This window comes from Microcoleus sp. PH2017_35_SFW_U_B (assembly GCF_020737865.1).
Classification (GTDB): Bacteria; Cyanobacteriota; Cyanobacteriia; order Cyanobacteriales; family Microcoleaceae; genus Microcoleus.
The window spans coordinates 78,270-102,318 of sequence record NZ_JAEQDE010000069.1; the positions used below are offsets into that span (position 1 = coordinate 78,270).

20 protein-coding genes and 1 pseudogene are annotated in these 24,049 nt (G+C 46.3%); 6 read left to right on the plus strand and 15 right to left on the minus strand.

Annotated elements, in window-relative coordinates; translation table 11 throughout:
- The first annotated feature begins 282 nt into the window (after positions 1-282).
- Positions 283-810: a transcriptional repressor gene (locus JGK36_RS19390; RefSeq protein ID WP_293147815.1), complete on the plus strand. Its 528-nt coding sequence runs from the start codon at positions 283-285 to the stop codon at positions 808-810.
- A 175-nt stretch (positions 811-985) separates the two neighbouring features.
- Here the strand turns inward: JGK36_RS19390 and JGK36_RS19395 are convergent, their stop codons facing one another.
- From JGK36_RS19395 to rpmH, 10 genes are all read right to left on the minus strand, one after another.
- On the minus strand, positions 986-2,566 hold the full coding sequence (locus JGK36_RS19395; protein ID WP_293197395.1) for a peptidoglycan-binding protein: 1,581 nt from the start codon (positions 2,564-2,566) through the stop codon (positions 986-988).
- A gap of 390 nt (positions 2,567-2,956) precedes the next feature.
- Positions 2,957-3,133 carry a hypothetical protein gene (locus JGK36_RS19400; protein WP_194010918.1) on the minus strand — a complete coding sequence of 59 codons (177 nt, stop codon included), beginning with the start codon at positions 3,131-3,133 and terminating at the stop codon, positions 2,957-2,959.
- Positions 3,134-3,567: 434 nt separating this feature from the next.
- Positions 3,568-4,044, minus strand: a complete 477-nt coding sequence (locus tag JGK36_RS19405; RefSeq protein WP_293181953.1) for an SH3 domain-containing protein — start codon at positions 4,042-4,044, stop codon at positions 3,568-3,570.
- 379 nt (positions 4,045-4,423) lie between these two features.
- On the minus strand, positions 4,424-5,932 hold the full coding sequence (locus JGK36_RS19410) for an AAA family ATPase (protein ID WP_293181951.1): 1,509 nt from the start codon (positions 5,930-5,932) through the stop codon (positions 4,424-4,426).
- Between the two features lie 339 nt (positions 5,933-6,271).
- The gene (locus JGK36_RS19415) at positions 6,272-6,790 is read right to left on the minus strand and encodes a YceD family protein (RefSeq protein WP_293181949.1); all 519 of its coding nucleotides are present in this window, start codon (positions 6,788-6,790) and stop codon (positions 6,272-6,274) included.
- A 251-nt stretch (positions 6,791-7,041) separates the two neighbouring features.
- Positions 7,042-7,515 (minus strand): R3H domain-containing nucleic acid-binding protein, encoded by a 474-nt coding sequence (locus JGK36_RS19420; RefSeq protein ID WP_293181947.1) that lies wholly within the window; start codon positions 7,513-7,515, stop codon positions 7,042-7,044.
- 8 nt (positions 7,516-7,523) lie between these two features.
- On the minus strand, positions 7,524-8,672 hold the full coding sequence (yidC, locus tag JGK36_RS19425; RefSeq protein WP_293181945.1) for a membrane protein insertase YidC: 1,149 nt from the start codon (positions 8,670-8,672) through the stop codon (positions 7,524-7,526).
- Between the two features lie 332 nt (positions 8,673-9,004).
- Positions 9,005-9,400 carry a PH domain-containing protein gene (locus tag JGK36_RS19430; protein WP_293147797.1) on the minus strand — a complete coding sequence of 132 codons (396 nt, stop codon included), beginning with the start codon at positions 9,398-9,400 and terminating at the stop codon, positions 9,005-9,007.
- Positions 9,372-9,776, minus strand: coding sequence for a ribonuclease P protein component (gene rnpA, locus JGK36_RS19435; RefSeq protein WP_293181943.1), 405 nt, complete (start codon positions 9,774-9,776; stop codon positions 9,372-9,374). Before rnpA ends, JGK36_RS19430 begins: the two co-directional genes overlap by 29 nt.
- 37 nt (positions 9,777-9,813) lie before the next feature.
- On the minus strand, positions 9,814-9,951 hold the full coding sequence (gene rpmH, locus JGK36_RS19440) for a 50S ribosomal protein L34 (protein ID WP_006632320.1): 138 nt from the start codon (positions 9,949-9,951) through the stop codon (positions 9,814-9,816).
- 256 nt (positions 9,952-10,207) lie between these two features.
- Between rpmH and JGK36_RS19445 the strand changes: the two genes are divergently transcribed.
- Together JGK36_RS19445 and JGK36_RS19450 are read left to right on the plus strand one after the other, a co-directional pair.
- Complete coding sequence (locus JGK36_RS19445) at positions 10,208-10,639, plus strand: DUF433 domain-containing protein (RefSeq protein ID WP_366039122.1); 432 nt, start codon at positions 10,208-10,210, stop codon at positions 10,637-10,639.
- Positions 10,636-11,028, plus strand: a complete 393-nt coding sequence (locus tag JGK36_RS19450) for an ACP S-malonyltransferase (RefSeq protein ID WP_293191699.1) — start codon at positions 10,636-10,638, stop codon at positions 11,026-11,028. The genes JGK36_RS19445 and JGK36_RS19450 overlap by 4 nt, the downstream gene beginning before the upstream one ends.
- A gap of 260 nt (positions 11,029-11,288) precedes the next feature.
- On the opposite strand, the pseudogene JGK36_RS19455 reads toward JGK36_RS19450, so the two are convergent.
- The 5 genes and pseudogenes from JGK36_RS19455 to cysC form a co-directional block, all read right to left on the minus strand.
- A pseudogene (locus JGK36_RS19455) lies at positions 11,289-12,929 on the minus strand (acetolactate synthase large subunit); the annotation flags it as partial.
- 205 nt (positions 12,930-13,134) lie between these two features.
- The gene (locus JGK36_RS19460) at positions 13,135-14,502 is read right to left on the minus strand and encodes an NAD-dependent succinate-semialdehyde dehydrogenase (protein ID WP_293197399.1); all 1,368 of its coding nucleotides are present in this window, start codon (positions 14,500-14,502) and stop codon (positions 13,135-13,137) included.
- 496 nt (positions 14,503-14,998) lie between these two features.
- Entirely contained in the window at positions 14,999-17,323 is a 2,325-nt protein-coding gene (locus tag JGK36_RS19465; RefSeq protein WP_293181934.1) for a tyrosine-protein kinase domain-containing protein, read from the minus strand.
- Positions 17,324-17,612: 289 nt separating this feature from the next.
- Entirely contained in the window at positions 17,613-19,418 is a 1,806-nt protein-coding gene (locus JGK36_RS19470) for a polysaccharide biosynthesis/export family protein (RefSeq protein WP_293197401.1), read from the minus strand.
- Between the two features lie 37 nt (positions 19,419-19,455).
- Positions 19,456-19,980, minus strand: coding sequence for an adenylyl-sulfate kinase (gene cysC / locus JGK36_RS19475; RefSeq protein ID WP_293181930.1), 525 nt, complete (start codon positions 19,978-19,980; stop codon positions 19,456-19,458).
- 496 nt (positions 19,981-20,476) lie between these two features.
- Between cysC and JGK36_RS19480 the strand changes: the two genes are divergently transcribed.
- From JGK36_RS19480 to JGK36_RS19490, 3 genes are all read left to right on the plus strand, one after another.
- A complete protein-coding gene (locus JGK36_RS19480) occupies positions 20,477-22,360 on the plus strand; it encodes an FAD-dependent oxidoreductase (protein ID WP_293197403.1) in 1,884 nt (627 codons plus the stop codon).
- 95 nt (positions 22,361-22,455) lie between these two features.
- Positions 22,456-22,683 (plus strand): hypothetical protein, encoded by a 228-nt coding sequence (locus JGK36_RS19485; protein WP_293181926.1) that lies wholly within the window; start codon positions 22,456-22,458, stop codon positions 22,681-22,683.
- A 679-nt stretch (positions 22,684-23,362) separates the two neighbouring features.
- Positions 23,363-23,581, plus strand: coding sequence for a hypothetical protein (locus tag JGK36_RS19490; RefSeq protein WP_293181924.1), 219 nt, complete (start codon positions 23,363-23,365; stop codon positions 23,579-23,581).
- Positions 23,582-24,049: the final 468 nt, after the last annotated feature.

The window sequence follows — 24,049 nt, forward strand, 5'->3', positions numbered from 1 at the left end:
AAAATTCCTTTCCACTACGCTCTATTTGGTTGGGCTAGCCCCACAAACTGAAGGAAGCGACTACGGAGGAGTTGAAAAAGTGAACTATAGGTGGAATGTTGTGATTTATTCCAATTTACTCCAATTATGGGTTACTCTAAGGCTTTATGGTATGTGTGCCGTCAAAAATTATCAAAAACTAAATTTTTACCCCAAGCTTTTTTCAATAAGCTCCGATATTTGCAAAATATCTCGATCGCTGTGTATGATTGTCAATAGGCAGACTTTCTTGAGAGGGTCACTATGGCACTTTACACCGCGTCCTCATTCAAATCCGAACTCAATGACAAAGGCTGGCGGATGACTCCCCAACGGGAAACCATCTTGCACGTGTTTCAGAACCTCCCCAAAGGCAACCACCTGAGCGCGGAGGATTTGTACACTTTGTTAAAAAATCGCGGTGAAAACATTAGCTTGTCCACCATTTACCGAACTTTAAAGTTAATGGCAAGGATGAGCCTGCTCCGCGAACTCGAACTAGCTGAAGGTCACAAACACTATGAAATAAACCAGCCTTATCCGCACCACCACCACCATCTAGTCTGCGTTCAGTGCAACAGAACGATCGAATTTAACAACGATTCGATTTTGAAAATTGGCATGAAACAAGCTGAAAAGTCTGGGTTGCACCTGCTAGACTGCCAGTTAACGATTCATACGGTGTGCCATGAAGCTTTGCGGATGGGATGGCCGTCTTTGGTTTCCAGCAATTGGTCTTGTCCGAGGTCGATCGCTCAGAATGGCAACAGTGCCCCTGATGCAATCGAGTGAGAATACACTATTTTCGCATTTCAAGTACGGCTGGTTAGAATTATTAACGAAACTCGGCGCAAGTGTGATTCGCAGTTACGCCGAAACCGGGTTTCTGAAGGAAAATACATCATTTCCAGAATGAGTCGGAAACCAGAAACCCGATGGCTTTGACGTAACACCCGCAAGTCCGCTGCTAAAAAGTTTGGCTCAACAAATCCTCGCGACTTACCCCGTAACGGCGCACAGCTCGATCGAGCGCGTCTTTCGTCGGAGCATCCAAAACTCCGGTGACGGAACCCGTGTAAAAGCCGAGGCCTTGCAGCCGGGTTTGTAATTGCTGAATGCTCGATCGAGAATTGACACTGCTAATCGGCACAGCAGGAACAGTAACTCGCCCAGCTAACCCCTTTTGGATTGCGGCCAAAGTTGCCGGAGTGGCAATACCCGTAGCCGGGGACAAATTGCGCTCGCGTTGAAAGGACAGCACCGCCCACTCAGTCTCGGCTCCAAATACTCCATTCACCGGGCCAGGGTTTTTCCCCAGACTTCTGAGCGCAGACTGAAGCTGTCGGACACCAGGCCCAGTATCCCCCCGTCGCAGACCCGTTGCGACGGGCTGCTGCGGCTTTGCAGCCTGCTTGTTGGCTTGTCTCAAAGCCGATCGAGTGCTGCGATCTACTGTACCAGTCCCGGACAGCCCGCTATCTCTCTGAAATCCGATCAAAGCTTCTTGAGTTGGTCGATCGAACCAACCGTGAATCTGGCTCCTGTAATAACCCAATTGTTGCAGCCGCCGCTGCAACAATTCTACTTCTCGACCTGTGTCGCCCAAATCCAGAAAATCTCCAGCATTATTACTCTGATCGTCATTTTCTCCTGGATATAAAGTAATTTCAGCTTCCCTCATCTGGGCATCTATCGCCTTCAAAGTAGCAGTGTCAGCGCAGCCGTCAGAAACCAGATTGAAATCTTGCTGAAAACGAGTCACAGCGTAGAGAGTGCGTTCGCGAAACTTGCCGTCAATGCCGCCCTCAAAATAGCCTAAAGCTTTTAACTGCCGCTGGATCAAGTCTACCGTCGCCCCTCTGTCGCCGAACCGCAGCCCCTTGCAACCGCCATTTTCCGAAATATCAGGAGGAGTAACGGGGGGAGTTGGCCTGGTGGAAGCAAACAGCAAGGCTAAAGTTTGCCTGTCAGCAACTCCAGTCACCCGCAGTCGATTAATGCGCTGGAAGTATCTCACCGCATTGAGAGTAATTTCGCGAAAACTCCCTGTGGGATGCGTGTTGAAGTAGCCTAGCTCTTTCAACCTGCGCTGGAGAGCGGTAACATCTGCACCGGAGTCTCCATAACGCAGCTCGCTATAGCTATAGTTTGTATAAGTTGTTTTAAAAGGTCGATCGTCCTCGTCTAAACTGTTGAGCGCTATCACCGTAGATCGATCGGGCTTACCAGTCAGCGACAGTTGATAGTCTCGTTGAAAGTTAGTCAGAGCTTGTTTTGTTACCGGGCCGAGCTGACCAGTAGAAGATCTAGGAAAATAGCCAAGATCCCGCAATCTGTCTTGAACAGAGCGCAAATTGGGATTTCCTGGATCTATTTGAGCAAAAGCCGAACCGGCTGCGCTCAAAACCGACAGCATCAAAGCCAGAGACAGCAAACGGACATAAGTCTGAGTCGATAGGTTTTGCCACTTGGGAGGATCAAAAATTTTCAACTCTTGTGCGGGTGCTTCGCAAACAAGAGCAAGTTCGAGGTAGGCGAGGGATTCCATAAATTTTTAGTGTGAAATTGTGGCTGTGATGTACGAGCAAACTCAAGCTGAGCTTTGAGCGGCCCTGGAGCTATCAAGGCTAATGTTTACCTGTTTGCACGCAGCACCCGTTTCTGAAAAAGAATTTGCCTTCAAAAATAATTACAGGGAACAACCAAGATAGCATCGCTGTTTAGAGAGACGCGAGTGTCAGGAAAATAGTTTGCAGCCACATCTTAGCCTTGATGAGGGAAAAATGACCAGTTTTTGGGTATTATTGGCTAAAAATTAAAATTTGTATGAGAAAAAAATATGAGTTGTTGACGATCGATTAAAAAACCCCACCCTTGCTAGTTGCAAACAGGATGGGGATGTTATTCGTTAACTAATCTGTAAAAATCGGACATTCACTTAAATTAAGCCGAACCGATCGCAAATCAAAGCAACTCCGGCTGCAAAAACAGTAATTGCTAACGCTACCAGAGGGTTTTGCCCTCTGCTGACTGCAAAAGAAGTGACCACTCCAGCTCCTAAAGCCGCAGTTACAGCAGCAGTCGCCAAATCTCGATCTGGACGTTTGTCGTACATATTTTTTATGGTTGATAGCTGTCAAGCTGAAAACTTAGATCTTGTTATCTAAGCTACCATTCTTGCCTCTACTGCGGTGACAAAAGCCTACGATTTGCAACTAAGCTTAAAATTTTGCTAAGTTTCTTAACATAACTCTCAGTTGACAGTTGACTGTTGACTGTTGACTGTTGACTGTTGAGGGCCACCTCTACCTGGAAGGAAGAGGATTCGAGTAATGAATAGTCTGCTTTTAATTTTTGCCGATCGGGCGGGCGGGCTTTAAACCAATTCTTTAGCGTAAATAAATTTAACTTGACTTTTCAAAAAGAATGTGATATGTAGAGTTGGTTTAAGCGGAGATTAACCTTAGACTTATTGCATACGATCTGCGATCGGGCAACCGCAGAGCAACACAGTCCAACGCAGATAATTTGTAGACACCAGCCTTGGTGCTATTCGCCTTCAACTTTTTCAGTATTGCCACCCTTCACCCAACCTTCGCGATTGCCATCCTCAACTCGAATTCGCTGCCACTCTTTGTCCGGCGAATCTTCCAAAACCACAACTTTTTCCTTATAACCTACACCGCCAATGCGGTTTGAGTCTCGGTTGCCACTATCCCGAAGAATTAAGCCGATCGGCTGAGTTACCAGAGCTCGGTAAGCTCCCGGTTCCAGGGGTTTCTCAGACGCAGCATCGCCAGACGCAGCATCGCTAGACGTAGACACTGGGCTGGCCTTGGCTGTTGACTTCGCCCCAGCACCGGCAATCTGAGCTGCTGTTTTGTCGTTGGGAAAAACAGGTCTGTCGGGCACAGTAGTTAGCTTAGCGGCAAAGTAAAGTGCAGCCGCCACGCTAGCGCCTGCCATCAGCACGATCGCTAGCAGAAAACCCACTAAAAACTTGAAAACGCTATATATACTGTTCATAGGGCGGAAGAGTTGACAGTTGACAGTTGACAGTTGACAGTTGACAGTTGACAGTTGACAGTTGACAGTTGACAGTTGACAGTTGACAGTTGACAGTTGACAGTTGACAAGAGAAGGGTTGACAGTTGACAGTTGACCGAAGGAACAAGGAAGAGCGAATGGGGAAATTTGGGTTCGATGGGATAGACGCTGGGAGGGAAATTTCAGCTTCGGGCGAAGGCCGAATGCTTGGGAGCATCTCAGTTTTACAAGAAGCATTTTTTATTGTAGTGCGAGCGTCCCCGCTCGCGTGCTTATAAACCCACGCGAGTTCTCGACAGCACTATAAATGCAAAACTAAGATGCTCCCGAATGCTTTCTGCACAATGTTTTCGATCGACTATCCTTGAATCCGGCGGCTCAAACTGCCGTATCTCGAAGCAAGGCGAGCTTTACCCGCCGCCGCCCAATCTTGCAAAAATTGGATTTGCTCGCTCGCTGTTCGGGCTAACGGCACCATCTGACTAGCTGATTCTAAAATATCATCTGTGGTAAAGTCTCGATTTTGGCTAAACCCAATGTGCATTGCTTCAATCAAAGTTTGCTCGATTTCGGCTCCTGAAAAATCGGGAGTTTCGTAAGCCAAGCGCTCTAAGTCATAATTTTTGATGCTGTGCGATCGCAACCGCAACAAATGTACCTCAAAAATCGCCCGCCGTTCCTCCTGACTTGGCAAACCTACAAAAAATATTTCGTCAAACCTGCCTTTTCTCAGCATTTCCGGCGGTAAAGACTGGATGTTGTTCGCCGTGGCGACGACAAACACCGGTGAAGTTTTTTCGCCCAACCAAGTAATAAAAGTTCCGAACACGCGGCTGGTTGTCCCCGAATCGCCTTTACCATCCAATCCCGAAAAAGCTTTGTCAATCTCGTCAATCCACAGCACGCAAGGCGCCAAAGCTTCCGCTAGCTGAATCATTTGTCTGGTGCGCGATTCTGATTCCCCGACTAATCCGGCAAACAAGCGCCCGACATCCAACCGCAGCAAGGGCAAATGCCAGTGGTGAGCGATCGCCTTTGCAGTTAAGGATTTGCCGGTGCCTTGAATTCCGACTAATAACAAGCCTCTGGGATGCGGCAAACCGTATTGGCGGGCGCGATCGGAAAAAGCACCACCGCGCCGCAGCAGCCATTCTTTGAGATTGTCCAAACCGCCGATATCGGAGATGTTTTCGCGGGCTGGGTAAAAATCGAGAATTTGAGTTTGGCGGATGGTTTGGCGTTTTTCTTCTAAAATCAGTTCGGCATCGTCGGGATGCAGTTCGCCTCTGGTGGCGATCGCCTTTGCCAAAACTCGGCGGATTCGTTCGATCGACAATCCTTGACAGGAGCGCACCATTTCATCCAGGAAACGCCCTTCTATGCTTTGTCCGGTAGCACTTAACAGTCTTTCTACCTCAATTTTGATTTCCGCAGCCGCAGGCAGAGGAAACTCCAAAACAGTGATGACTTCGCTGAGGTCTTCCGGGATCGAAGTTATCGGAGATACGATGACTATATTTTTGGGTACAGATTTGAGGAGTCTCGCCAAATTTCGCAACTTCCGAGAAATCGAGACATCTTCTAAAAAGCGCTGAAAGTCTCGCAAAATAAAGATTGCTGGTGCGGATGCCGGCAATTTTTCCAGAAACTCTAAAGCTTGTAGCGGGTTGCGCTTGCCAAAACCCGCATCGTTGGGATTGCCTTGATAGCCATCTACAAAATCCCAGATGTAGACGGCGCGAGAACCCTGTTTTTTGGCGCATTGGGCGATCGCGACTTCGACGCGCTCTTCTTCCCGTGTGGGAATGTAGATTAGGGGGTAGCGCGATCGTAGCAGCAGTTCAAACTCGTCGCTAAAAATAGTCATTAGTTATTAGTCATTAGTTATTAGTTATTAGTTATTAGTCATTAGTTATTAGTTATTAGTCATTAGTTGTTAGCGGGTGTTTTTTTTCGTCGTTATTCCACACTTATTCGTGGTTAGCTACGAAAGCATTTCTTTCCGAGAGTAAAAAGAGTTTTTGTTAGAGTGCGAATTCTTCAAGATCGCAGCAAAGCTTATATACATCTAGCAAATGTCCCGATCGCGGACAGTAAAAGCAAAACTGAAATGCTCCCTTAGCTATTGACTATTGACTGCTGACTAATGACTAATGACTAATGACTAATGACTAATGACTAATGACTCTGGACTGCTGACTCTTGACTAAGGCAATTGCCGTTTAAGTGCCGCCAGAGACGCCCAGCGACTGTCAGAGACTGTTTCTGAACTTTCTGTCTCTTCTGCATCATCCTCATTTAAATCTATTCCCGGACATTCAACATCGCATAGCTGTTTGTGCGGCAGTTCCAAGCACATTTGTTGGTACACCCAATCACTCGGAGAGAAATAGCCTGTGGGAGATAAATTTTCCACTAAATCTTCTAAATCCACTTCAAATTCTCCTGAACTTGCATCAGGATCGCTCACTTTTTCTTCGAGCCAAATTATTTCCGATGATTGGATTTTTAAACGGTGATTGTATTGTTTTAGGCATCTATGACAGCTAAGAGTCACAATTGTTTCAGCTTTCGCCTTCACATCAAGAAAATTACCTTTGTGAGTAACTTGCAGCCGCCCCCGCACGGGAGTCAGAGTTGCTAAATCGGGGATAATTTCTTCAAAATCAATGACCTCTTTCCGCTCGGTTTTTGCGAGTAGGTGAGGGATATAAATTGTCTCCATAATCATCTTTCGCCGTTTTATTATCCTCGTCTCAAGTCACAAGCCAGTCGATTTTAGATTTTAGATTTTAGATTTTAGATTTATTTCACAGATGAATCTGGGAGCTTAAACACGATTCTAAAATTTTCGGATATCTACTTTTGGCATCGGGGCTTGTACTTGTTTTTGGGCGGGTAAAAAGTTAAAAGTCAAAAGGAATAGCTCTTTTTTGGCTTTTTCCTTTTTCCTTTTTTCTTTTTTCCTTGTTACCGTCAGCGCAGTCGCACTACCAAACGCCGATCGGCATCTTGGCCTTGACTGTAAGTTTCTATATCCTCACATTCGCTCAAAAAACTGTGTACTTGACGGCGTTCTGCCGAAGACAGCGATTTGAGTTCAACTTCCCCTCCAGTCGATCGCGCTTGATCTGCTGCGTACTCTGCCATCGATCGCAATTCTGCTTGTCGCCGGATGCGATAGCCGTTCAGTTCGACTGTATAAGCAATGGGTTCATCTGATTCGTGAGCGATGTTCGCAACTGTGTTGCAGAGGTACTGAATCGCATCTAGTACATTACCGTCTGGGCCGATTAAGATAGCAACTTGTTCGGGTGTCAGATTGCTTTCATCTATTGTCATCCAATAGCAATCATCTTGCTGTTGGCTTACCACTGTTGAGGGAATTGCGGACAGTTTTAGCAATTCTTCTAACCATTGCTGTCCGCGCTGCATTTCTGATTCTTTCATTTTAACAATCAAGCCTTTTTCTTAGAACGGCCCGGCTCAAAGGGAAGTGCATCTAATCCCTGTTCTTTTTTTGTTTTCGCTTCTGCTTCGTCCACGATTTTTTGGAGATTTTCGGGCAGCGGTTCTCTAGACAAAATAAACGATTGAACTGTTTGGAAGATGTTAGCAATCAGCATATACATCAACACGCCGGCGGGCAGCGGGAAGAACAAAAACATCCCCGAAAATATCACTGGCGTCAGTTTGTTGACTGTAGCCTGTTGGGGATTGTCGTTTGGCCCTTGTGCTTGTCCCGAAAGAGTTTGGTTGATATACAAACTGATACCGAAGCCGAGGATCATCACCAAAATATCCCAGTGGATTGTGCCGTCTGGGTCGATCGCGCCCACGCGGCCTAGAGCTTCGATAAACAGGAATCCTTTGTTGGTAGCCAATCCGGGGATTGTGCCTTGAACTGTGGCTTCACCGGTCGCTAAAGCCACGATGTTGCCCTGTTCGTCTACCTTGACGAATTCTTCGCCTTTGATGACTTTCCAACTGGGAACAAAGTCAATTTCGCTCTTATTTTCTGCCGCTAGAGCTTGGAGAGGTTTACCGTCTGGGGTCTTAAATTCAACCTTGGTTGTATCGCCGACTCCGAGTTTGTCACCTGCTGGAATCACGCCCACAACTGGAGCGTGAAATGTACCCGTCACGTAAATATTTTGTGGTGGCGTAGCAAAGGCTTGCGGTTGAACAGTTTCGATTTGTTCTTTCGGCAAAACTTGGACGTTGACGCTGTAATTTACGTCAGAAAAAGGCGAACCCCTCAGCGTTGCAAACAGTGCAAACAGCACCGGCATTTGCAGCACCAACGGGAAGCATCCTGCTAGAGGATTGCCAAATTCTTTGTATACTTTGCTCATTTCCTCCTGCTGTTTGGCAGGATTTTCTTTATACAGTTTTTGAATTTGATCTACTCGCTCTTTCATCAACGGCTGCGCTACTTTCATGCGCCGCATATTGCGAAGAGAGCCTGCATTTAGAGGATAGAGAGCAAAGCGAATCACGAGCGTCAGAGCTACGATCGCTAAACCGTAGCTTGGCACGATCCCGTAGAAAAAATCTAGGATCGGCAGCATTAGGTTGTTGGAGAGAAACGAGATACCAAAATCCATTCGCTTTGAGTTAATTTAGGTGCTCTTAGTTTACTGTTGAGAACTATTTTTACCCGCTGAATGCGGGCCGTCTCAACTTTTAGGCTTTTGTCTCTATCTTAGGACATTGCCTGTCGATCGACCGCCCGCTACCAGATTTTTGTAATGACTAAAGCCAATACTCGCGCTGACTTCACCCAAAAAACGCACGCAAACGCCCGACAATCGTCATAAATATCCCCAAATTTTAGACTAAGAGTTCAACCTGGCAGATTCATCTGTGGAGTAAATCTCAAATCAAAAAATGGAAAATCGACAGATTTCGCCTTCAAATCAGGGTAAAAGCCTTTCGGTTATTTAGCTTTTGCTGCTGCGTTGGCTTTTTGAGCTGCTGCGGGCAGTTTTTCGTTAATGTAGTCATAGACTGCTCGAAATTTCGGAATCGATCGCAGTTCCAAGCGGCTGCCATTTTTCATGGTCAGCACCATGTCTCCGTAAGTCCCGAAACCCCGAGGTACTGTGACAATTTTGACTATATCTGAGTAGATAACGTCGATGCGATCGCCCCCCATCCAACCGCTAGTTACGGACACTCGGCGGTTGGTGATCCGGTAGCGCAGCCACAGAGCCCGAACAATTGCTCCTACTGCGAGGGGGATTCCCACGACAGTCAGCCCCAGGAGTAAGTTGATAATCAAGTCTCCCAGCGCGGGGCCGCCTTCATAATATACTTCCTCTCGAATTCCCATCTAGTACCTCGGCTTCTACCAACAACTGCTCTAATTCTTGCAGAATTTCTGCATAATTGCACTCTTGTGCGATCGGACGCACCACAATTACTAAATCCCATCCGAATTTTAATCGGGGCAATAGCTGTCGCAAAGCGGCGCGAATCTGGCGCTTGATCCGGTTGCGGACTACAGCGCGCTTGCTGACTTTCAAGCTGATAGAAATGCCTGTGCGACTCGGTTGCAAGGATTTATCGGCTGTGGGTTTGCCAATCTCGACGCTTTTGGGTTTGCGTAGAGCTCTTAAGCTGAAATGAGCGGAGTTGCGGCGGATTCCCTTGCGGTAAACGGCGCTGAAGTCTTTTCGGTGCTTGAGTCGGTTTGTCAGGGGCAACATGGTGGCTGCGTGCGATCGGGCTCATTCTTGGGCCGTGCTAGACTGCGAGGCGGTGACGACCTTTGCTGCGGCGTGCTTTGATTACCAATCGACCAGTTGCGGTACGCATTCTGGCGCGAAAACCGGATGTTCTTTTTCTTTTGCGGCTGGTTCCGTGCAGGGTTTGCTGTGTCATTTCGATTTCTCCGGGCTGGTTACTTTACTTTTGATTAATATTCACAATCTTCTAGTATACCATAGAGTGGTTTTCTTGGCAATAATATTTTTCCGAGTTGATATGTATTGAGAGTTGAGTTAAGTTGCGATCGCAGCCTTGAATGATTGGTCAAGGCTATAATCCCGACTTATTTAAAAAATGTGGTTTATGAACGGCTGACATCTCTTGAAAGCATTGCCAAAAGAATTTGATGTTTGAAAAACAATGGGTTAAAATGCCAAATATTATAACCAACCGGAAAAAACAGATGGATGCCACAGTATTAAATCCTAATCCGAATCCTAATGAAAAAGTGACTATTGTCCGCACAGAAAGGGGGCTTACGATCGCGGGAACACGCATAACTCTTTATGATGTAATAGATCATCTCAAAGCCCACTATCCCCCTAAATTCATTCGCGATGTATTTAACCTTACGGATGAGCAGTTGGGCGCTGCCATTTCCTACATTGAGGCGCACCAGACAGATGTAGAAGCTGAGTATCAAGAAGTTTTGAAATCAGCCGAAGCAACTCGCCAGTATTGGGAAGAACGCAACCGCGAACGCTTTGCTCGCATAGCTGCAACTCCCCCTCGCTCTGAATATGAAGCTGCGCGAGTCAAACTTCAGCAACGCAAAGCGCAGCGGGAAGCAACAAAGCAATGATGATTCTGGCTGACTACAATTTGAATCGGCAAGCTCTCTTGCTTTCTGGAAGTCTGGTGGCAGGAGGGTGGTTAGATATTGCTCCCATTCGGTTAGTGACATTTCAAGATATTGGCTTAGCGTCTAATAGCGACGATCGAGTTGTTTGGCGATTGGCTCAATCTAATCAAATGCTTTTATTGACAGCAAACCGTAATGCAAAGGGTGAAGACTCTCTGGAACAGGTGATGCGCGAAGAAAATGAGCCAACTTCATTTCCCATTATCACGATTGGCGACCCGGATCGCGTTAACGAATATGATTATCGAGAGCGTTGTGTTGAAAAGCTTGTAGAAATCGCGATCGATATCCAAGACTATATGGGAGCAGGTAGGTTATTTATTCCGTAAACAGATATATCAATACTTCGGACAGTTTTTCTATGGCCCAATGACTTATCCTCTATGACTTTGAGCCACTGTGGATAATTAAATCAAAGTCATGTCCACCCCTGACTGTAAAGCTTGTAGTATCGTTCCAAGAACTGTCCGGAGTATTGGTGTACCAATCTGTTGTTGAATTGAAGAGTGTCCCTTACCCGAAATACAGAGGATTTCAGGTAAGTGAACCATGTTGATTTAGGCGATCGCAAAAAAGCCAGTTTCCTAACTTAGATATTGCAACTCATATCGTCAGATAATTGACTGAAACGAGCATTTTCCCGATAGTCTACCGGGCAGTCAATCACGCAGGGAACATCTTGAGCCAGCGCTTCCTTCAGGATAGGAATAAAATCGGTGGCGGATTCCACGCGATAGCCTTTTAAACCCATACTTTCGGCATATTTTACAAAATCGGGATTGCCAAATTTGACGAAATGTGAATGACCAAAGTGATCTTCCTGCTTCCATTCAATTAACCCGTAGCCGCCGTCATTAAAGATGAGAGTGACAAAATTAGTACCGACGCGCAACGCAGTTTCTAACTCTTGAGAGTTCATCATAAAACCGCCGTCGCCGGTGGCTGCTACTACTTTGCGATCGGGATAAACGAGTTTTGCCGCCACCGCACCGGGAATCGCAATCCCCATCGCAGCAAATCCGTTGGAGATTAAACAGGTATTCGGGCGATCGCAATGATAGTGCCGCGCGATCCACATTTTGTGAGCCCCCACATCAGATATGAGAATATCTTCCGGGCCCAGCACTTGCCGCAAATCGTAAATCAGTTTTTGTGGCTTGATCGGGAAACCATCATCCTTAGCATATTGTTCGTACCCAGCGCGAATATCTGCCCGCAATTGCTTAGCAAAAGGATCAGTCTTCTCCATGCGATCGGCACGCTGCAAAATTTCATTGAGCGAATCCGAAATATCCCCCACAACTTCTACAACAGGAATATAACTGCTATCAACTTCTGCTGGCAGAGCTCCTACGTGAATAATCGGAATTTTGCCGTCAGGATTCCACTTTTTCGGGGAATATTCAATTAAATCGTAGCCAACAGCAATCACTAAATCCGTTTCTTCAAAAGCACAGCTAATGTAATCCCGTTTTTGCAATCCCGTCGTCCAAAGTGCCAAAGGATGAGTGTAAGGAATTACGCCTTTGCCCATAAAAGTATTAGCGACGGGAATATTTAATCGAGTCGCAAATTCTGTCAAAGCATCGCTAGCATTAGCCCGAATCGTGCCATTTCCTACTAAAAGCAAAGGACTTTTCGCCTTGGAAATTGCCACAGCAGCTTTATTCAGACTTTGGTAAGCACCAAAAGTTTTTTCGCGGTTATCTTTAGTGAGCGGCTCTCCTTCGACAGGCATTGCTGCGATGTTTTCGGGCAAGTCAATGTGAACTGCTCCCGGTTTTTCACTCTGAGCTACTTTAAAGGCTTTGCGGACAATTTCTGATGTCGTACTGGGGCGGACAATTTGAGCATTCCACTTAGTAACCGGAGCAAACATAGCCACCAAGTCCAAATATTGGTGCGATTCTATGTGCATTCTATCCGTGCCGACTTGTCCGGTAATTGCTACTAGAGGAGCGCCGTCTAAATTCGCATCAGCAACACCTGTAATTAAGTTAGTTGCGCCGGGGCCCAAGGTGGACAAGCAAACGCCTGCTTTGCCGGTAAGGCGGCCGTAAACGTCTGCCATGAAAGCGGCGCCTTGTTCGTGGCGAGTAGTAATAAATTTAATTGAAGAGTGTCTTAGGGCTTCTAAAACTTCTAAATTTTCTTCTCCGGGAAGTCCGAAGACGTATTCTACGCCTTCGTTTTCTAAACATTTGACCAAGAGTTGAGCTGTGTTCATTTCCGTTTTTTCCTCGGTTACTCAGGATTTGTTGTTCTCAAACAATTTACAAGGTTGGGATTTATTGTACAACTTTTGAGGCTGACAAAGTTTTTAGCCGCCCTCAGTCAACTTCTTGCAAAAATCTAATGTTGAATTTTTAACCGCAGATCAACGCGAATTAACGCAGATGGATTGAGGTTTTTGCAAGAAGCCGATCGAGCTTTACTTATTTTACCCACACTGTTTTAATGTTGACAAATTCGTGAATTCCTTGGATGCTCAATTCGCGTCCGTAACCGGAGCGTTTGATGCCGCCAAAGGGCAATCTGGGGTCGGATTTTACTAAGCCGTTGATGAATACGGCGCCTGCTTCTAGTTCGGAAATAAATCGATCGCCTTCTGAGCTTACTGTAGTCCAAGCTGTCGCGGCTAAGCCAAAAGATGTATTGTTGGCTAGTTCGATCGCCTCATCGATGTCTGCAACTCGAAATACTAAGGCTACGGGCCCGAAAAATTCTTGTTGGCGCGCCGCAGCATCCAGGGGAATATCTGTCAAAATAGTTGGCAAGTAGAAATTGCCGGCTTTCTCTGACAGTGCGCGGCCGCCTGTCAAAAGTTTTGCTCCTGACTGAATGCAAGCTTGCACTTGATTGTCCAATTCTTTAAGAATTGTCGGAGTAGCTAAAGGGCCGATATCGGTTTCTGGCAACATCGGATCGCCTACTTTCAATTCCTCGAATTTTTTGACAAATCCTTTGATGAATTCATCGGCGATTTCTTCTACTAAAATAAAGCGTTTAGCAGCTACGCAAGTTTGGCCGTTATTTAGCATCCGCGATGTTACAGCAGTTGATAAAGCTGCTGGTAAATCGGCGCTGGACATCACAATAAATGGGTCGCTTCCTCCCAATTCCAACACTACTTTTTTCAAATTTTTGCCCGCATTTGCTGCTAAACTTTCGCCGGCTGGTTCGCTACCGGTGAGAGTTGCTGCTTTTACGCGATCGTCCGCAACGATTTTAGCTACTTTGTCGGCGCCCACTAGCAAAGTTTGAAAAACTCCTTCGGGAAACCCTGCTTCGGCGAAAATCTCTTGAATTTTTAGAGCGCACTGAGGCACGTTGGAAGCGTGTTTGAGCAAGCCGACGTTGCCCGCCATCAGCGCCGGCGCGGCAAACCGAAAAACTTGCCAAAATGGGAAATTCCAGGGCATGACGGCTAAAATAGCGCCCAGTGGCTGGTAGCGGACAAAGCTGCTGCTAGCGTCGGTGGTTGCGGGTACGTCTGCCATAAATTGAGCGGCATTTTTGGCGTAAAAGCGGCAAACTAAGGCGCATTTTTCTACTTCGCCGATCGCCGATTTAAGCGTTTTGCCCATTTCCAGCGTCATCATTTCCGCGAAAATTTCGCGATCGCGCTCCAAGATATCGGCAGTTGTCTGCATCCAGATGGCTCGCTGCTCAAACGGCTGGTGGCGGTACTTGTTAAAAGCTTGCTGTGCTAATGCCAGCTTAGCTTCTATGGCCTCATCTGCGATCGGCTCGAAAGTTTTCAGCGTTTCTCCCGTTGCCGGGTTGATAGTAGAAATACCCATTGTTCTATCTCCGTTTCAAAATATACAAAACTCCCTTATAGTTTTGAAGCTAGTTCGGGAGTTGTATTGATGTATTACAAAATTTGGATTTACCAGCCATACTTTTAGATATTGCTAATTTGCAAGTGCCGGGATTTGTTTAAATCTCTCTGTTTTTAATTATAGTGCAAAGTATTAATTGCAAATCTTAAGAAATTTTGTTTTTAAAGTTTATGTTGGCGATCGAAGTGGCAAATGCTTCCCAGGCAGAGCCTCTTGGGTGCATCTGGTTTTTGAAGCCTGAAGAAGCATGACCGCATATAAGTTATTAGTTATCATCTTATGTTGACTACGGTCATGCTTCGCCCCTACGGATATATTTGCCTTGCGCCAGATGCACCCGAGCCTCTTAACCCATATTCAGAGGCTCTACCTCGGCTGGGAGAATCGACAATGGAGGCAGAGCCTCCGCATCTCCGTTACCAGGCAGAGCCTGATAACGAGTAACTACACGCTCCTAAACAGACTTTTCCTCGATGTAATTCTGCACGTAAGACTGATAGTAATACCTGCTGCCTTTATCGTTATTGGCCACCATTCCCAACAGCGGAATCCCCGCCATTTTCAAATCTTCAAAAGCCAACAACAGCGCCTCCCGCTCAGTTTGATGCAGCCCCACCACTAGCATCAATCCGTTAGTATGAGCCGCCAACAAATTCGCATCTGCCAAACCCAACAGCGGCGGAGTATCGTAAATAACTAAGTCAAAATGACTTGCCAAAGCTGCCATTAAATGCTGCATTTTTCGGGAAGACAGCACCTTTGTGGGATCGGGAGGCACTGGCCCGGATGTTAACACAAATAGGTTTTCATCGCGGGGCGATCGCAAAATCACCTCTTCGACATCCACATCCTCGGCAATTACATTGTGCAAGCCTTGCCAATTCGGCAAACCCAGCATTTCGTGCACCTGCGGCCTCCGCAAATCCGCATCCACCAACAGCACTTGCTGGCCCATTGCCGCCGCCGCCCGTGCCAGATTTACCGCCACCGTAGACTTACCGTCAGCTACTTGACAAGAAGTAATTACACAAGATGCGATCGGACTATTAACATTTAACAACCGAATATTAGCATTGAGCGATCGAAAAGCCTCTTGAAAAGCATCCGTCGGCACCGGCGAACTTCCCACATCAATCGTAGTTCCCTCAGCAGGTGGCAGTCTCAAAATTTTATCGCTAGCAGGAATTACCCCCAACAAAGGCAACCGAATCGAATGTTTGACATCCTCAGGAGAATTGAACACAGTTTTATTATTAAACCGTTCCGCCAACTGCGCCGCCAGCATCCCAAACAACAAACCAGCCAATCCCCCCAAAGCCAAATTCAAAGGCATAATCGGAGCAACAGCCATCAACTCGCCATTTTTGTAGCGCGGAATTTCCGGCTTAGCAATAACTTCCCAAGCCACCTCTTTTTTACCCACAGCTTCAAGCTGCAAAGCTTGCTGTTTTGCCAGCAAACCATTCAGCGTATTGTTAGTCAACTCCGCCTCCCGTTGCAAATCCGAATAGCGCCGAAAAATTACCGGGAATCCTTGAGAATATTGATTCAACTGCTTAGCAGCCTGTTCCAAAACTTGATTCCGCACGCCCAAAATCTGAATTAAATTAGCAGTACCGATAAACTGTTCGATTAACTTAATCCGCACCGGATCTTGAAAAGCCAGCACTTGCGAATTCACCTTAGCCAAATCAGTTCCCAGAACCTGTTGGGCTTCTTTCTTCAGCAAAGGAATCAGATTTTTGCGCTGTTCTCGCAACAACTGCATTTGCGGAGTTTGGTCTGTATATGTCGCCGAATTAATCGCAATTTGTCCTTCCAATTGCTGCAATTGAGTTAGCATTCCTTGATAGCGGGGAGCTTGACTCAGCGCCGAAGCCATCAGCGCTTGTTGCTGGTTTAATCCGAGCTGATTTTGCAGGTTAATATAGAGCAATCTTTGCTGGTTAAGCTGCGTTTGCGCGTCCAATCTTTGCGTTTGAAGTTGGCTGATTTGCTGCGCGAGTTGTTGGGTTTGAATTTGCGGATCAATGAAATTGTACTGCTGCCGCAACTTTTGAATTTCTGTTTGCAGAGCTTGTTGGCGCTTTTGCTGGTTGGGAATTTTGGATTTCACAAAATCCAAACTCTGGCTAATTTGAGTTTTGGTATCTTGCACGCTGTAGTTGCGGTAGCCTAGGGCAACTTTTTCCAAAACAAACTGAATTTTTTTCGGATCGAAATCCCGATATCTAACTTCAATAATCTTGGTATTTTTGAAGCGATTGATTGACAGCCTAGTTCCCTGAGAATATGGCAGATTATCTGCTTTTTCGTTCAAAAGATAGTTGTAATTTATTTCTGGATACTTCGCTCGCAACTGTTTGATAATTGGCGACATTACTTGCGGGCTTTGCAAAACTTGAATTTGCGATTCGTAGTCAAAACCTGGATTTTCTGGCGTCGCGGGACTCGCTGGTTGTAGTTTCAGCTCCCCGGAGTAGACTTTTGCTAAAGTGTTTTGCGTAACAGGGGTTTCTACTAATAATTGAAAGCGTCCTTCATACTCGCTTTTTTGAGTTAGAGTCCAGGCAAAAACTCCGGTTGTCACCGCCGCTGCTACGCCGATAACTAAGAACGAACGACTGCGGCAAACTTCCCAAAAACTTAACGGTTCTTCTGTATTTTCCCTGCCGAAAAACTGCTCTTCATCATAAAGTACGGAAGATAACTTTTGCTGTCCAAGGATTTTTTTATTGTGATTAAACAGTGCTATTGAAGATTTTTTACCTGGTTTCATTTGATTGCTACAACTTATTAGTTTAAACGTTTGTAATGCTGGCGCAGTTTCATTAACCCGGTTTCTGACTAGAGATATCGCTACCAACTAATTTTTTTTGTAGAAACCGGGTTGATGAGGTCTTATACCAATTTAATGTGAAGTTGCACATATTCCGATCCCCCTAAATCCCCCTTATTAAGGGGGACTTTGAGAAGAATCTTGTCCCCCCCTTATCAAGGGGGGTTAGGGGGGATCGGAATTCTATGCAGCCTCATAAAAAATTGGTCTTAGGGCTAGTCTATTGAAATCATCGAAAAATATTGAACAACCGGAAAATTCCCAACAGTGGACTGAAAGGAGCGAGAGTGCCACCTACATTATCCGAGAACGCAGCGCGACCCGATCGCCTTACCATAATTACATCATTATTTTGCAGTTTGGGATTACTTTCCTCATTGGCGGTTGCAGAAAAATTCACCTTAACACTTAGCCGCGAAACAGTGCCGTTAGGATTGAGGCGAATTAAATCCACCGAATCCATTTCTGCCCGCGATTTATTAAAACCTCCCGCTGCTACCAGCGCTTGATTTAAAGTAGTGTTGGGCTGCAATGCAAAAGACCCCGGTTTGACGATTTCTCCCACCAGACTAACCTTAATCGAATCCGGTGAAAAATTAGAAGTAGCCACTTGTGCGCCTTCGAGTGCATTGAGATTTTCGGCTTTGGGCACGATTACCGTATCTCCCTGTTGCAGTGTTAAATCTTGGGATACATCTCCTGCTTCCAAAAGTTGCCACAAATTCACATTAATAATTTGTTCGGTGCCCGCCCGCGTCAGGCGGCGAACTTGTATTTGTCTGATATCAGCTACCGGCGTAATGCCGCCCGCCATTTTAATAGCCCTAGTTACAGTTTGCTGCAAAACATTTTCCCCTCCACCGGGAGTTTCCTTAGCAGCAAACAAACCAGAATCTGCACCCGATTCATTCTCTTGTAACCTACTTTGAAGCTCTTTTGCCAGAGTATAAGTACCGGGTCGAGTTACTTCGCCCACTACAGCAATATTAATTGGTTGAGTGCTTTGCCCGGTAATGTTAGCTACTGCTAAAGTCGGTGCTTCTTGGCGGTTGAGGCTAGTTACAGTCGGAATAAATATTGTGTCGCCGTCGCGCAAAGTCATATCGGCGCGCAAATCGCCGTTTTGCAATAATTCCCACAAATCCACACTGATAATTTGTTCTGCTGCGTTGCGCTGGGGGCGGCGGATTTTGATTTGGCGCACGTCTGCTGACTGGGTAATTCCGCCAGCTAGTCGCAGCGCCCGCGATATTGTGGGCATTTGAGTGCCTATTTGCTCTGAGGTGCCTCCAGGGCCTGCTGCTGAAGATATTGTATAGGCTCCGGGGCGGTTGATTTCGCCTGCGATCGCAATTTGTAAAGGACGCGCAGCCAGCAGTTTCAGCGTAATCCAAGGACGTTTGAGATATTTGCCGTATCGCTCCTTGACAGCATTAGAAGCTTGTTCTAAGGTCATTCCGGCCACTCCCAGGCTGCCAATTAAGGGCAAACTCAGGGAACCGTCAGCCTGTACTTGGTGTTGACCGTTGGGGCCGCTGTATTCTGGGACGTTGAAAATGTCCATTTGAATGCGATCGCCCGCGCCCAAAGTGTAAACTTCCGATCGTACACTCGAAGGTGCACTGGCCGGAACTGACGGAAATCCCGGCGCTGCCGGTACCGGTACGCGAATCGGAGAACCCGAACCCGAAGCAGGAGGAGGAGGAAGAGGATAAGAAGGGGAAGGAGGAGGATAAGAAGGGGAAGGAGGAGGAGAAGGAGGAGAAGGAGGAGGAGGAGGCAAAAACTGGGCCACCGCGACAGATGAACCCACAGTCGCCGCCAGCACTGACACAGTTAAACTTTGGAAAATTAAATTTTTGACTGCATTACTTACGCCATAAACCTGTTTGCAGATTGTGCTGAAAACCTCTCCCTCAGACCCTTTCCTGCAAAGATAAGGGAGAAAATCTCCCCTTTTCCTTTTTGCCAAGACAACCGCAGGGTGAGGTTTTTTCTCAAGTTGCGCGCCGCGCGAAGAACTGTTCACCACCATCGCTTTTTGCCCCTATCCTCTTCCTACCCCGCCAACATTAAATGTAACCCAACTGTTCCAACTTGCTCAGAACTTTTTTGACACTATCTTCCAAACTTTCCTCGTCTGTGCAACAAACAATCTCGGGATTGAGGGGTGCTTCATAAGCATCGTCAATGCCCGTAAAACCCTTAATCTCTCCTGCTCTGACCTTAGCGTACAGCCCTTTGACATCTCGAACTTCGCACACTTCTAATGCCGCTTTGACATACACCTCAACAAAATTTGGCTCCATTGCTCTAATTTCGTCGCGAATAGCTCTGTAGGGGCTAATAGCTGCCGTGATTGCCACAACTCCATTGCGGCTGAGTAGGTTTGCGACAAATCCAATCCGCCGAATATTAGTATCTCGGTCTTCTTTGCTAAATCCCAAGCCTTTTGACAAGTTGGTGCGAACGACATCTCCATCCAATATTTCAACTTTGCAGCCTCGGGTCTTCAATTCTGGTTCGAGAGCTTTGCTGATAGTTGTCTTGCCAGAACCGCTGAGTCCGGTAAACCACAAAATAAAACCTTTTTCCATTTTCAACCATTAATAAGTAACTGGGAAATTATAGAATGTAAAATTTTCTATATCTATTCTCCCTTTTCTATCTTATCGTGGTTTGCGGTGTCATCTTGATAAGATTTACCTGCGAAAAATGAGAACTCAAAATTTGCGAGTTCTGCGGTCATCTCACCACACAAATGCGCGACAGTCACATAATTTACGATATATTCTTTATAAAGACTTAACAAATTCAAATCAAAGTCGCGATCGATCGCAAACCTCGAAGATCTAACAGTATATTTACGGCATTGAACACTTAAAATTATTATAAATATCGAGCATATATCCGTAGATTAACGGTACTCAACATTTGATATTATCACAAGTGTTTAAAATATATCCGTATATTCACGGCACGAATTGCTGGTAATTATCACAAGTGTTTAACATATATCCGTATATTCACGGCACGGCTCGCCTACATAAGCCTTGAACAATCCCAAATCTCCAATCTCCAATCCTATTGCCTATGTTTCCCGTCTTAAAAGCAGATGTTTTAGTAGTTGGTGGCGGCACCGGCGGCACTTCAGCAGCAGTCCAAGCAGCCCGCCGAGGTGCCAAAACTATTTTAGTCAGCGAATTCCCCTGGCTGGGAGGAATGCTGACTTCGGCCGGCGTTTGTGCTCCCGACGGCAACGAATTAGCAGCATTTCAGACTGGTTTGTGGGGCGCGTTTCTCCGGGAACTCCAGCAGCGACAACCGGGAGGTTTGGATTGGGGCTGGGTCAGTTTTTTTACTTACGATCCCCGCATCGGTGCTGAAATTTTTGCTGATTGGGTTAAGTGTTTGCCGAACTTGCAGTGGATTTCTGGACAAACAGCTCAAGATGTGATTTTTGAAGACAACAGAATTTCTGGGGTGAGATTTGCAGATTTTACGGTTTCTGCCAAAATCACTTTGGATGCAACGGAATTGGGAGATTTGCTGGCTTTAGCGGATGTTGGACACTGCTGGGGTTGGGAATTCCAAGCTGAGTGGGGAGAACCTAGCGCGCCGATCGCCTCTAACGATCTCACAGAACGCTATTCGGTGCAAGCTCCAACTTGGGTGGCCATCATGCAGGATTTTGGCGAAGGCGCGGTGGCGCCAGAAATTCCCGCGCCACCTGTTGACAATCCCGATCGATTTTTCGATGCTTGGAAAGATTACACTCCCGAACAATTTCTCAATTACGGCCGACTTCCTGGGGGATTGTTGATGATTAATTGGCCGATTTGTGGTAATGATTATGGTGAAAAGGTCGATCGACTAATTGAATCTCAAGCATCTCGACAACAATTTCTCCAAGAAAGTCTTTGGCACAGCCAAAGTTTCGCCCGCTTCATTCAAACCCAACTCGGCCCCCGCTACGGTTTAGCACAAAATATTTTCCCCATTTCCAATATCGAAAATCAATCAAATTCTTCCCTACTGTCTTCCTTCGCCTTGCACCCCTACTACCGAGAAAGCCGCCGTTTGCGAGGGATAAGTACAGTCAAAGAACAAGATATTTTGCCGGTTGTCGGGGGTAGAGTCGCGAAATTGCCGATCGATTCTGAGGGAATTTGCGAGACAATTGCGATCGGCAACTATGCCAACGACCACCACTACACCAGTGGCGACATTCCCTTACAGCCCAAATCCATCCGCTGGGGCGGCCGCTGGACTGGCACTCCGTTTACAATTCCCTACAGTGCGCTAATTCCTGCGAGTACAGACGGATTGCTAGTCTGCGAAAAAAATATTTCCGTGTCTCACATCGCCAACGGTGCAACTCGCTTGCAGCCTTTGGTGATGAATATCGGACAGGCGGCGGGGATGGCGGCGGCTTTGTGTGCGGAAGTTGGATGTCAGCCGCGCGACTTAGCTGTCAGAGTTTTGCAAGAAGCTTTGCTGCAAGATTCCGAGGCGAGGGCGGCAGTTGTTCCTTTATTTAATTTGACACGGGAGCGATCGGACTGGCTACATTGGCAGCGCTATTATCTCGATCGACCTCAAGCATATCCCGCCAGCGGCGAATGTCCTGTGTCAGTCAAAAGCGATCGAGAAACCGGGTTTCTCAACGAAATTTCTGTATTAGAACCCATAACTTTGAAAGTTGAACCCGGTTTCTACGTAAATCCGCGTAGTAAAACAGCAAATACCGAGAGTCAATTTTCGGGCATTTTCCGCCGTCTGGGCGCACAAGACTGGACACTGACGCTGACAAGTCCCCCATCCTTAGCCGATCGAACTTGGCAACTCGTGACTTTGGACTGGGAAACCGACAGATTTCTACAGAGTTGCGAAACCGAAAAGCCTCTGACGGTATGGGGCAGGCTGAATTTTGCTGGTGCTTGGCTCCTAGCGGGTGCAGTAACATCGAAGAGGTGAGGTTTTTTGCAAAGTTCCGAAAATTGCCAGAAATTTATCCTGATGGATGGGGGGAAGTCTGTATCAGGTTATAGACACTGACACGGAAACTACCCATGCACACCTACACTGCAATTGCTTTACTGAGCCTGTTGGGCATTACCTTGAGTGCCAGCGCCGCTCGATATTTTGAACGCCTAGTGGAACTGCTCGTAATTGCCACTGCTGATTATATGTTCTTGGCGTCCACTCAATCACAAAAAGGCGATCGTTCTCCAGAAAGAGGCAGCGGACGCAGAGAGTTTGCTCAGCACGATCTTTACACACATTACATACTAGCTTAATGGCATAGGACGAAAGAAAGTTCTGCAAATGAGTGGGTTTCTGCCGCCCGTGTCGATCTGATTTTCTGGGATTCTAGTTGGTCACGTTCGTTTGGCAACTGCACTTCTTGTTGACAGTCATTAGGATATTTTTGCGTGTTAAAAATAATAGCAGATCGAGCTGCAACCGCCATCTATTGAGGGATTTACTCTTTCAATATTTGGCGGTTTTGTATGTTCCAGGCTGGAGAGACTTTTGGGAGCATCTCAATGAATGCAAAAAAGCAATTTCTTTACAGTGCGAGCGTCCCCGCTCGCGATTATAGATCGCGAGCGGGGACGCTCGCACTATAAAATCAAAACATCAAAACTGAGATGCTCCCAGACTTTTTACCTGTCAATTCAGGTAACTAAAATTTATTTTGGGTGAGACAATTTAAAAAATTGAGGACTTACGTATTAAGACCAAAGAAATCGGTTTTTTTACCTCATCTGTGGAGTACAACGCAAGATTTTCGTAAAAAACTGCTGGTTAAGCGGAGTCGAAACCCGGTTTCTGCTCGCCCGTGCGTCCAGGACTAAAATCAAATAATTCTCCCATCATGTTTTTTTGGGTAGTCTGGCAAATTCAAGGAAATCAATCCTGATTAGCAAGGGAAAAGTCCGTATCTGTAACTAGACACTGACACGGATACTACCCATGCACACCTACACTGCAATTGCTTTACTCAGCCTGTTGGGCCTTAGCTTGAGTGCTACCGCCGCTCTAAGCATAGAATCCCCAGTCCCACAGCTAAAAACTTCTACCGCTCAATATATGTTATCAGCGCAAACTCAACAAAGAGGAGATCGCGCTCCCCGCAGAGGCACCGGACGGTATGATTTGATGCAGGTCAACACTGACACTCAGGCACTATAATAATTTTGATCGCATTGCCAGAAAGCTAGTTCCGCAACTGACTTGTTTCTGGTTTCGAGGCTGGTTTCGAGGTCGCCCGTGTCGATCGATCGCATTTTCTGGGATTTATAGTTTGTCAGGTTCGTCAGGCCACTGCACTTTTTATTGATACTCCCTAGAAGATTTTTTTTGTAACAAATGTCACAATATAAACTGGAGCTGCCATCTACGTAGAGATATATTCTCGTAGGTGGCGGTTTTGTATTGAAAATGCTCTTTCTCTTTTTCCCATTCTCCCCCTCTCTGAGTCGCCTCAAATTCTTCCGATCGCAATAGTTCTTTACGTTTTCCCCCCACAGGTGGGGTTTAATTTTTAACCGCTGCACTATAATTGACGTGCGATAACTAACTTAATATATAGCTACACCCTGAGTGCAGAGGGTGCAGCTCTCGACTTAAATTCGCCAATAAGAACCACTTATTCGGTGT

Coding starts and splice junctions, on each gene's coding strand:
- JGK36_RS19390 (WP_293147815.1), top strand. CDS start 283: ATGGCACTTTACACCGCGTCCTCATTCAAATCCGAACTCAATGACAAA.
- JGK36_RS19395 (WP_293197395.1), bottom strand. CDS start 2,566: ATGGAATCCCTCGCCTACCTCGAACTTGCTCTTGTTTGCGAAGCACCC.
- JGK36_RS19400 (WP_194010918.1), bottom strand. CDS start 3,133: ATGTACGACAAACGTCCAGATCGAGATTTGGCGACTGCTGCTGTAACT.
- JGK36_RS19405 (WP_293181953.1), bottom strand. CDS start 4,044: ATGAACAGTATATATAGCGTTTTCAAGTTTTTAGTGGGTTTTCTGCTA.
- JGK36_RS19410 (WP_293181951.1), bottom strand. CDS start 5,932: ATGACTATTTTTAGCGACGAGTTTGAACTGCTGCTACGATCGCGCTAC.
- JGK36_RS19415 (WP_293181949.1), bottom strand. CDS start 6,790: ATGGAGACAATTTATATCCCTCACCTACTCGCAAAAACCGAGCGGAAA.
- JGK36_RS19420 (WP_293181947.1), bottom strand. CDS start 7,515: ATGAAAGAATCAGAAATGCAGCGCGGACAGCAATGGTTAGAAGAATTG.
- yidC (WP_293181945.1), bottom strand. CDS start 8,672: ATGGATTTTGGTATCTCGTTTCTCTCCAACAACCTAATGCTGCCGATC.
- JGK36_RS19430 (WP_293147797.1), bottom strand. CDS start 9,400: ATGGGAATTCGAGAGGAAGTATATTATGAAGGCGGCCCCGCGCTGGGA.
- rnpA (WP_293181943.1), bottom strand. CDS start 9,776: ATGTTGCCCCTGACAAACCGACTCAAGCACCGAAAAGACTTCAGCGCC.
- rpmH (WP_006632320.1), bottom strand. CDS start 9,951: ATGACACAGCAAACCCTGCACGGAACCAGCCGCAAAAGAAAAAGAACA.
- JGK36_RS19445 (WP_366039122.1), top strand. CDS start 10,208: ATGCCAAATATTATAACCAACCGGAAAAAACAGATGGATGCCACAGTA.
- JGK36_RS19450 (WP_293191699.1), top strand. CDS start 10,636: ATGATGATTCTGGCTGACTACAATTTGAATCGGCAAGCTCTCTTGCTT.
- JGK36_RS19460 (WP_293197399.1), bottom strand. CDS start 14,502: ATGGGTATTTCTACTATCAACCCGGCAACGGGAGAAACGCTGAAAACT.
- JGK36_RS19465 (WP_293181934.1), bottom strand. CDS start 17,323: ATGAAACCAGGTAAAAAATCTTCAATAGCACTGTTTAATCACAATAAA.
- JGK36_RS19470 (WP_293197401.1), bottom strand. CDS start 19,418: ATGGTGGTGAACAGTTCTTCGCGCGGCGCGCAACTTGAGAAAAAACCT.
- cysC (WP_293181930.1), bottom strand. CDS start 19,980: ATGGAAAAAGGTTTTATTTTGTGGTTTACCGGACTCAGCGGTTCTGGC.
- JGK36_RS19480 (WP_293197403.1), top strand. CDS start 20,477: ATGTTTCCCGTCTTAAAAGCAGATGTTTTAGTAGTTGGTGGCGGCACC.
- JGK36_RS19485 (WP_293181926.1), top strand. CDS start 22,456: ATGCACACCTACACTGCAATTGCTTTACTGAGCCTGTTGGGCATTACC.
- JGK36_RS19490 (WP_293181924.1), top strand. CDS start 23,363: ATGCACACCTACACTGCAATTGCTTTACTCAGCCTGTTGGGCCTTAGC.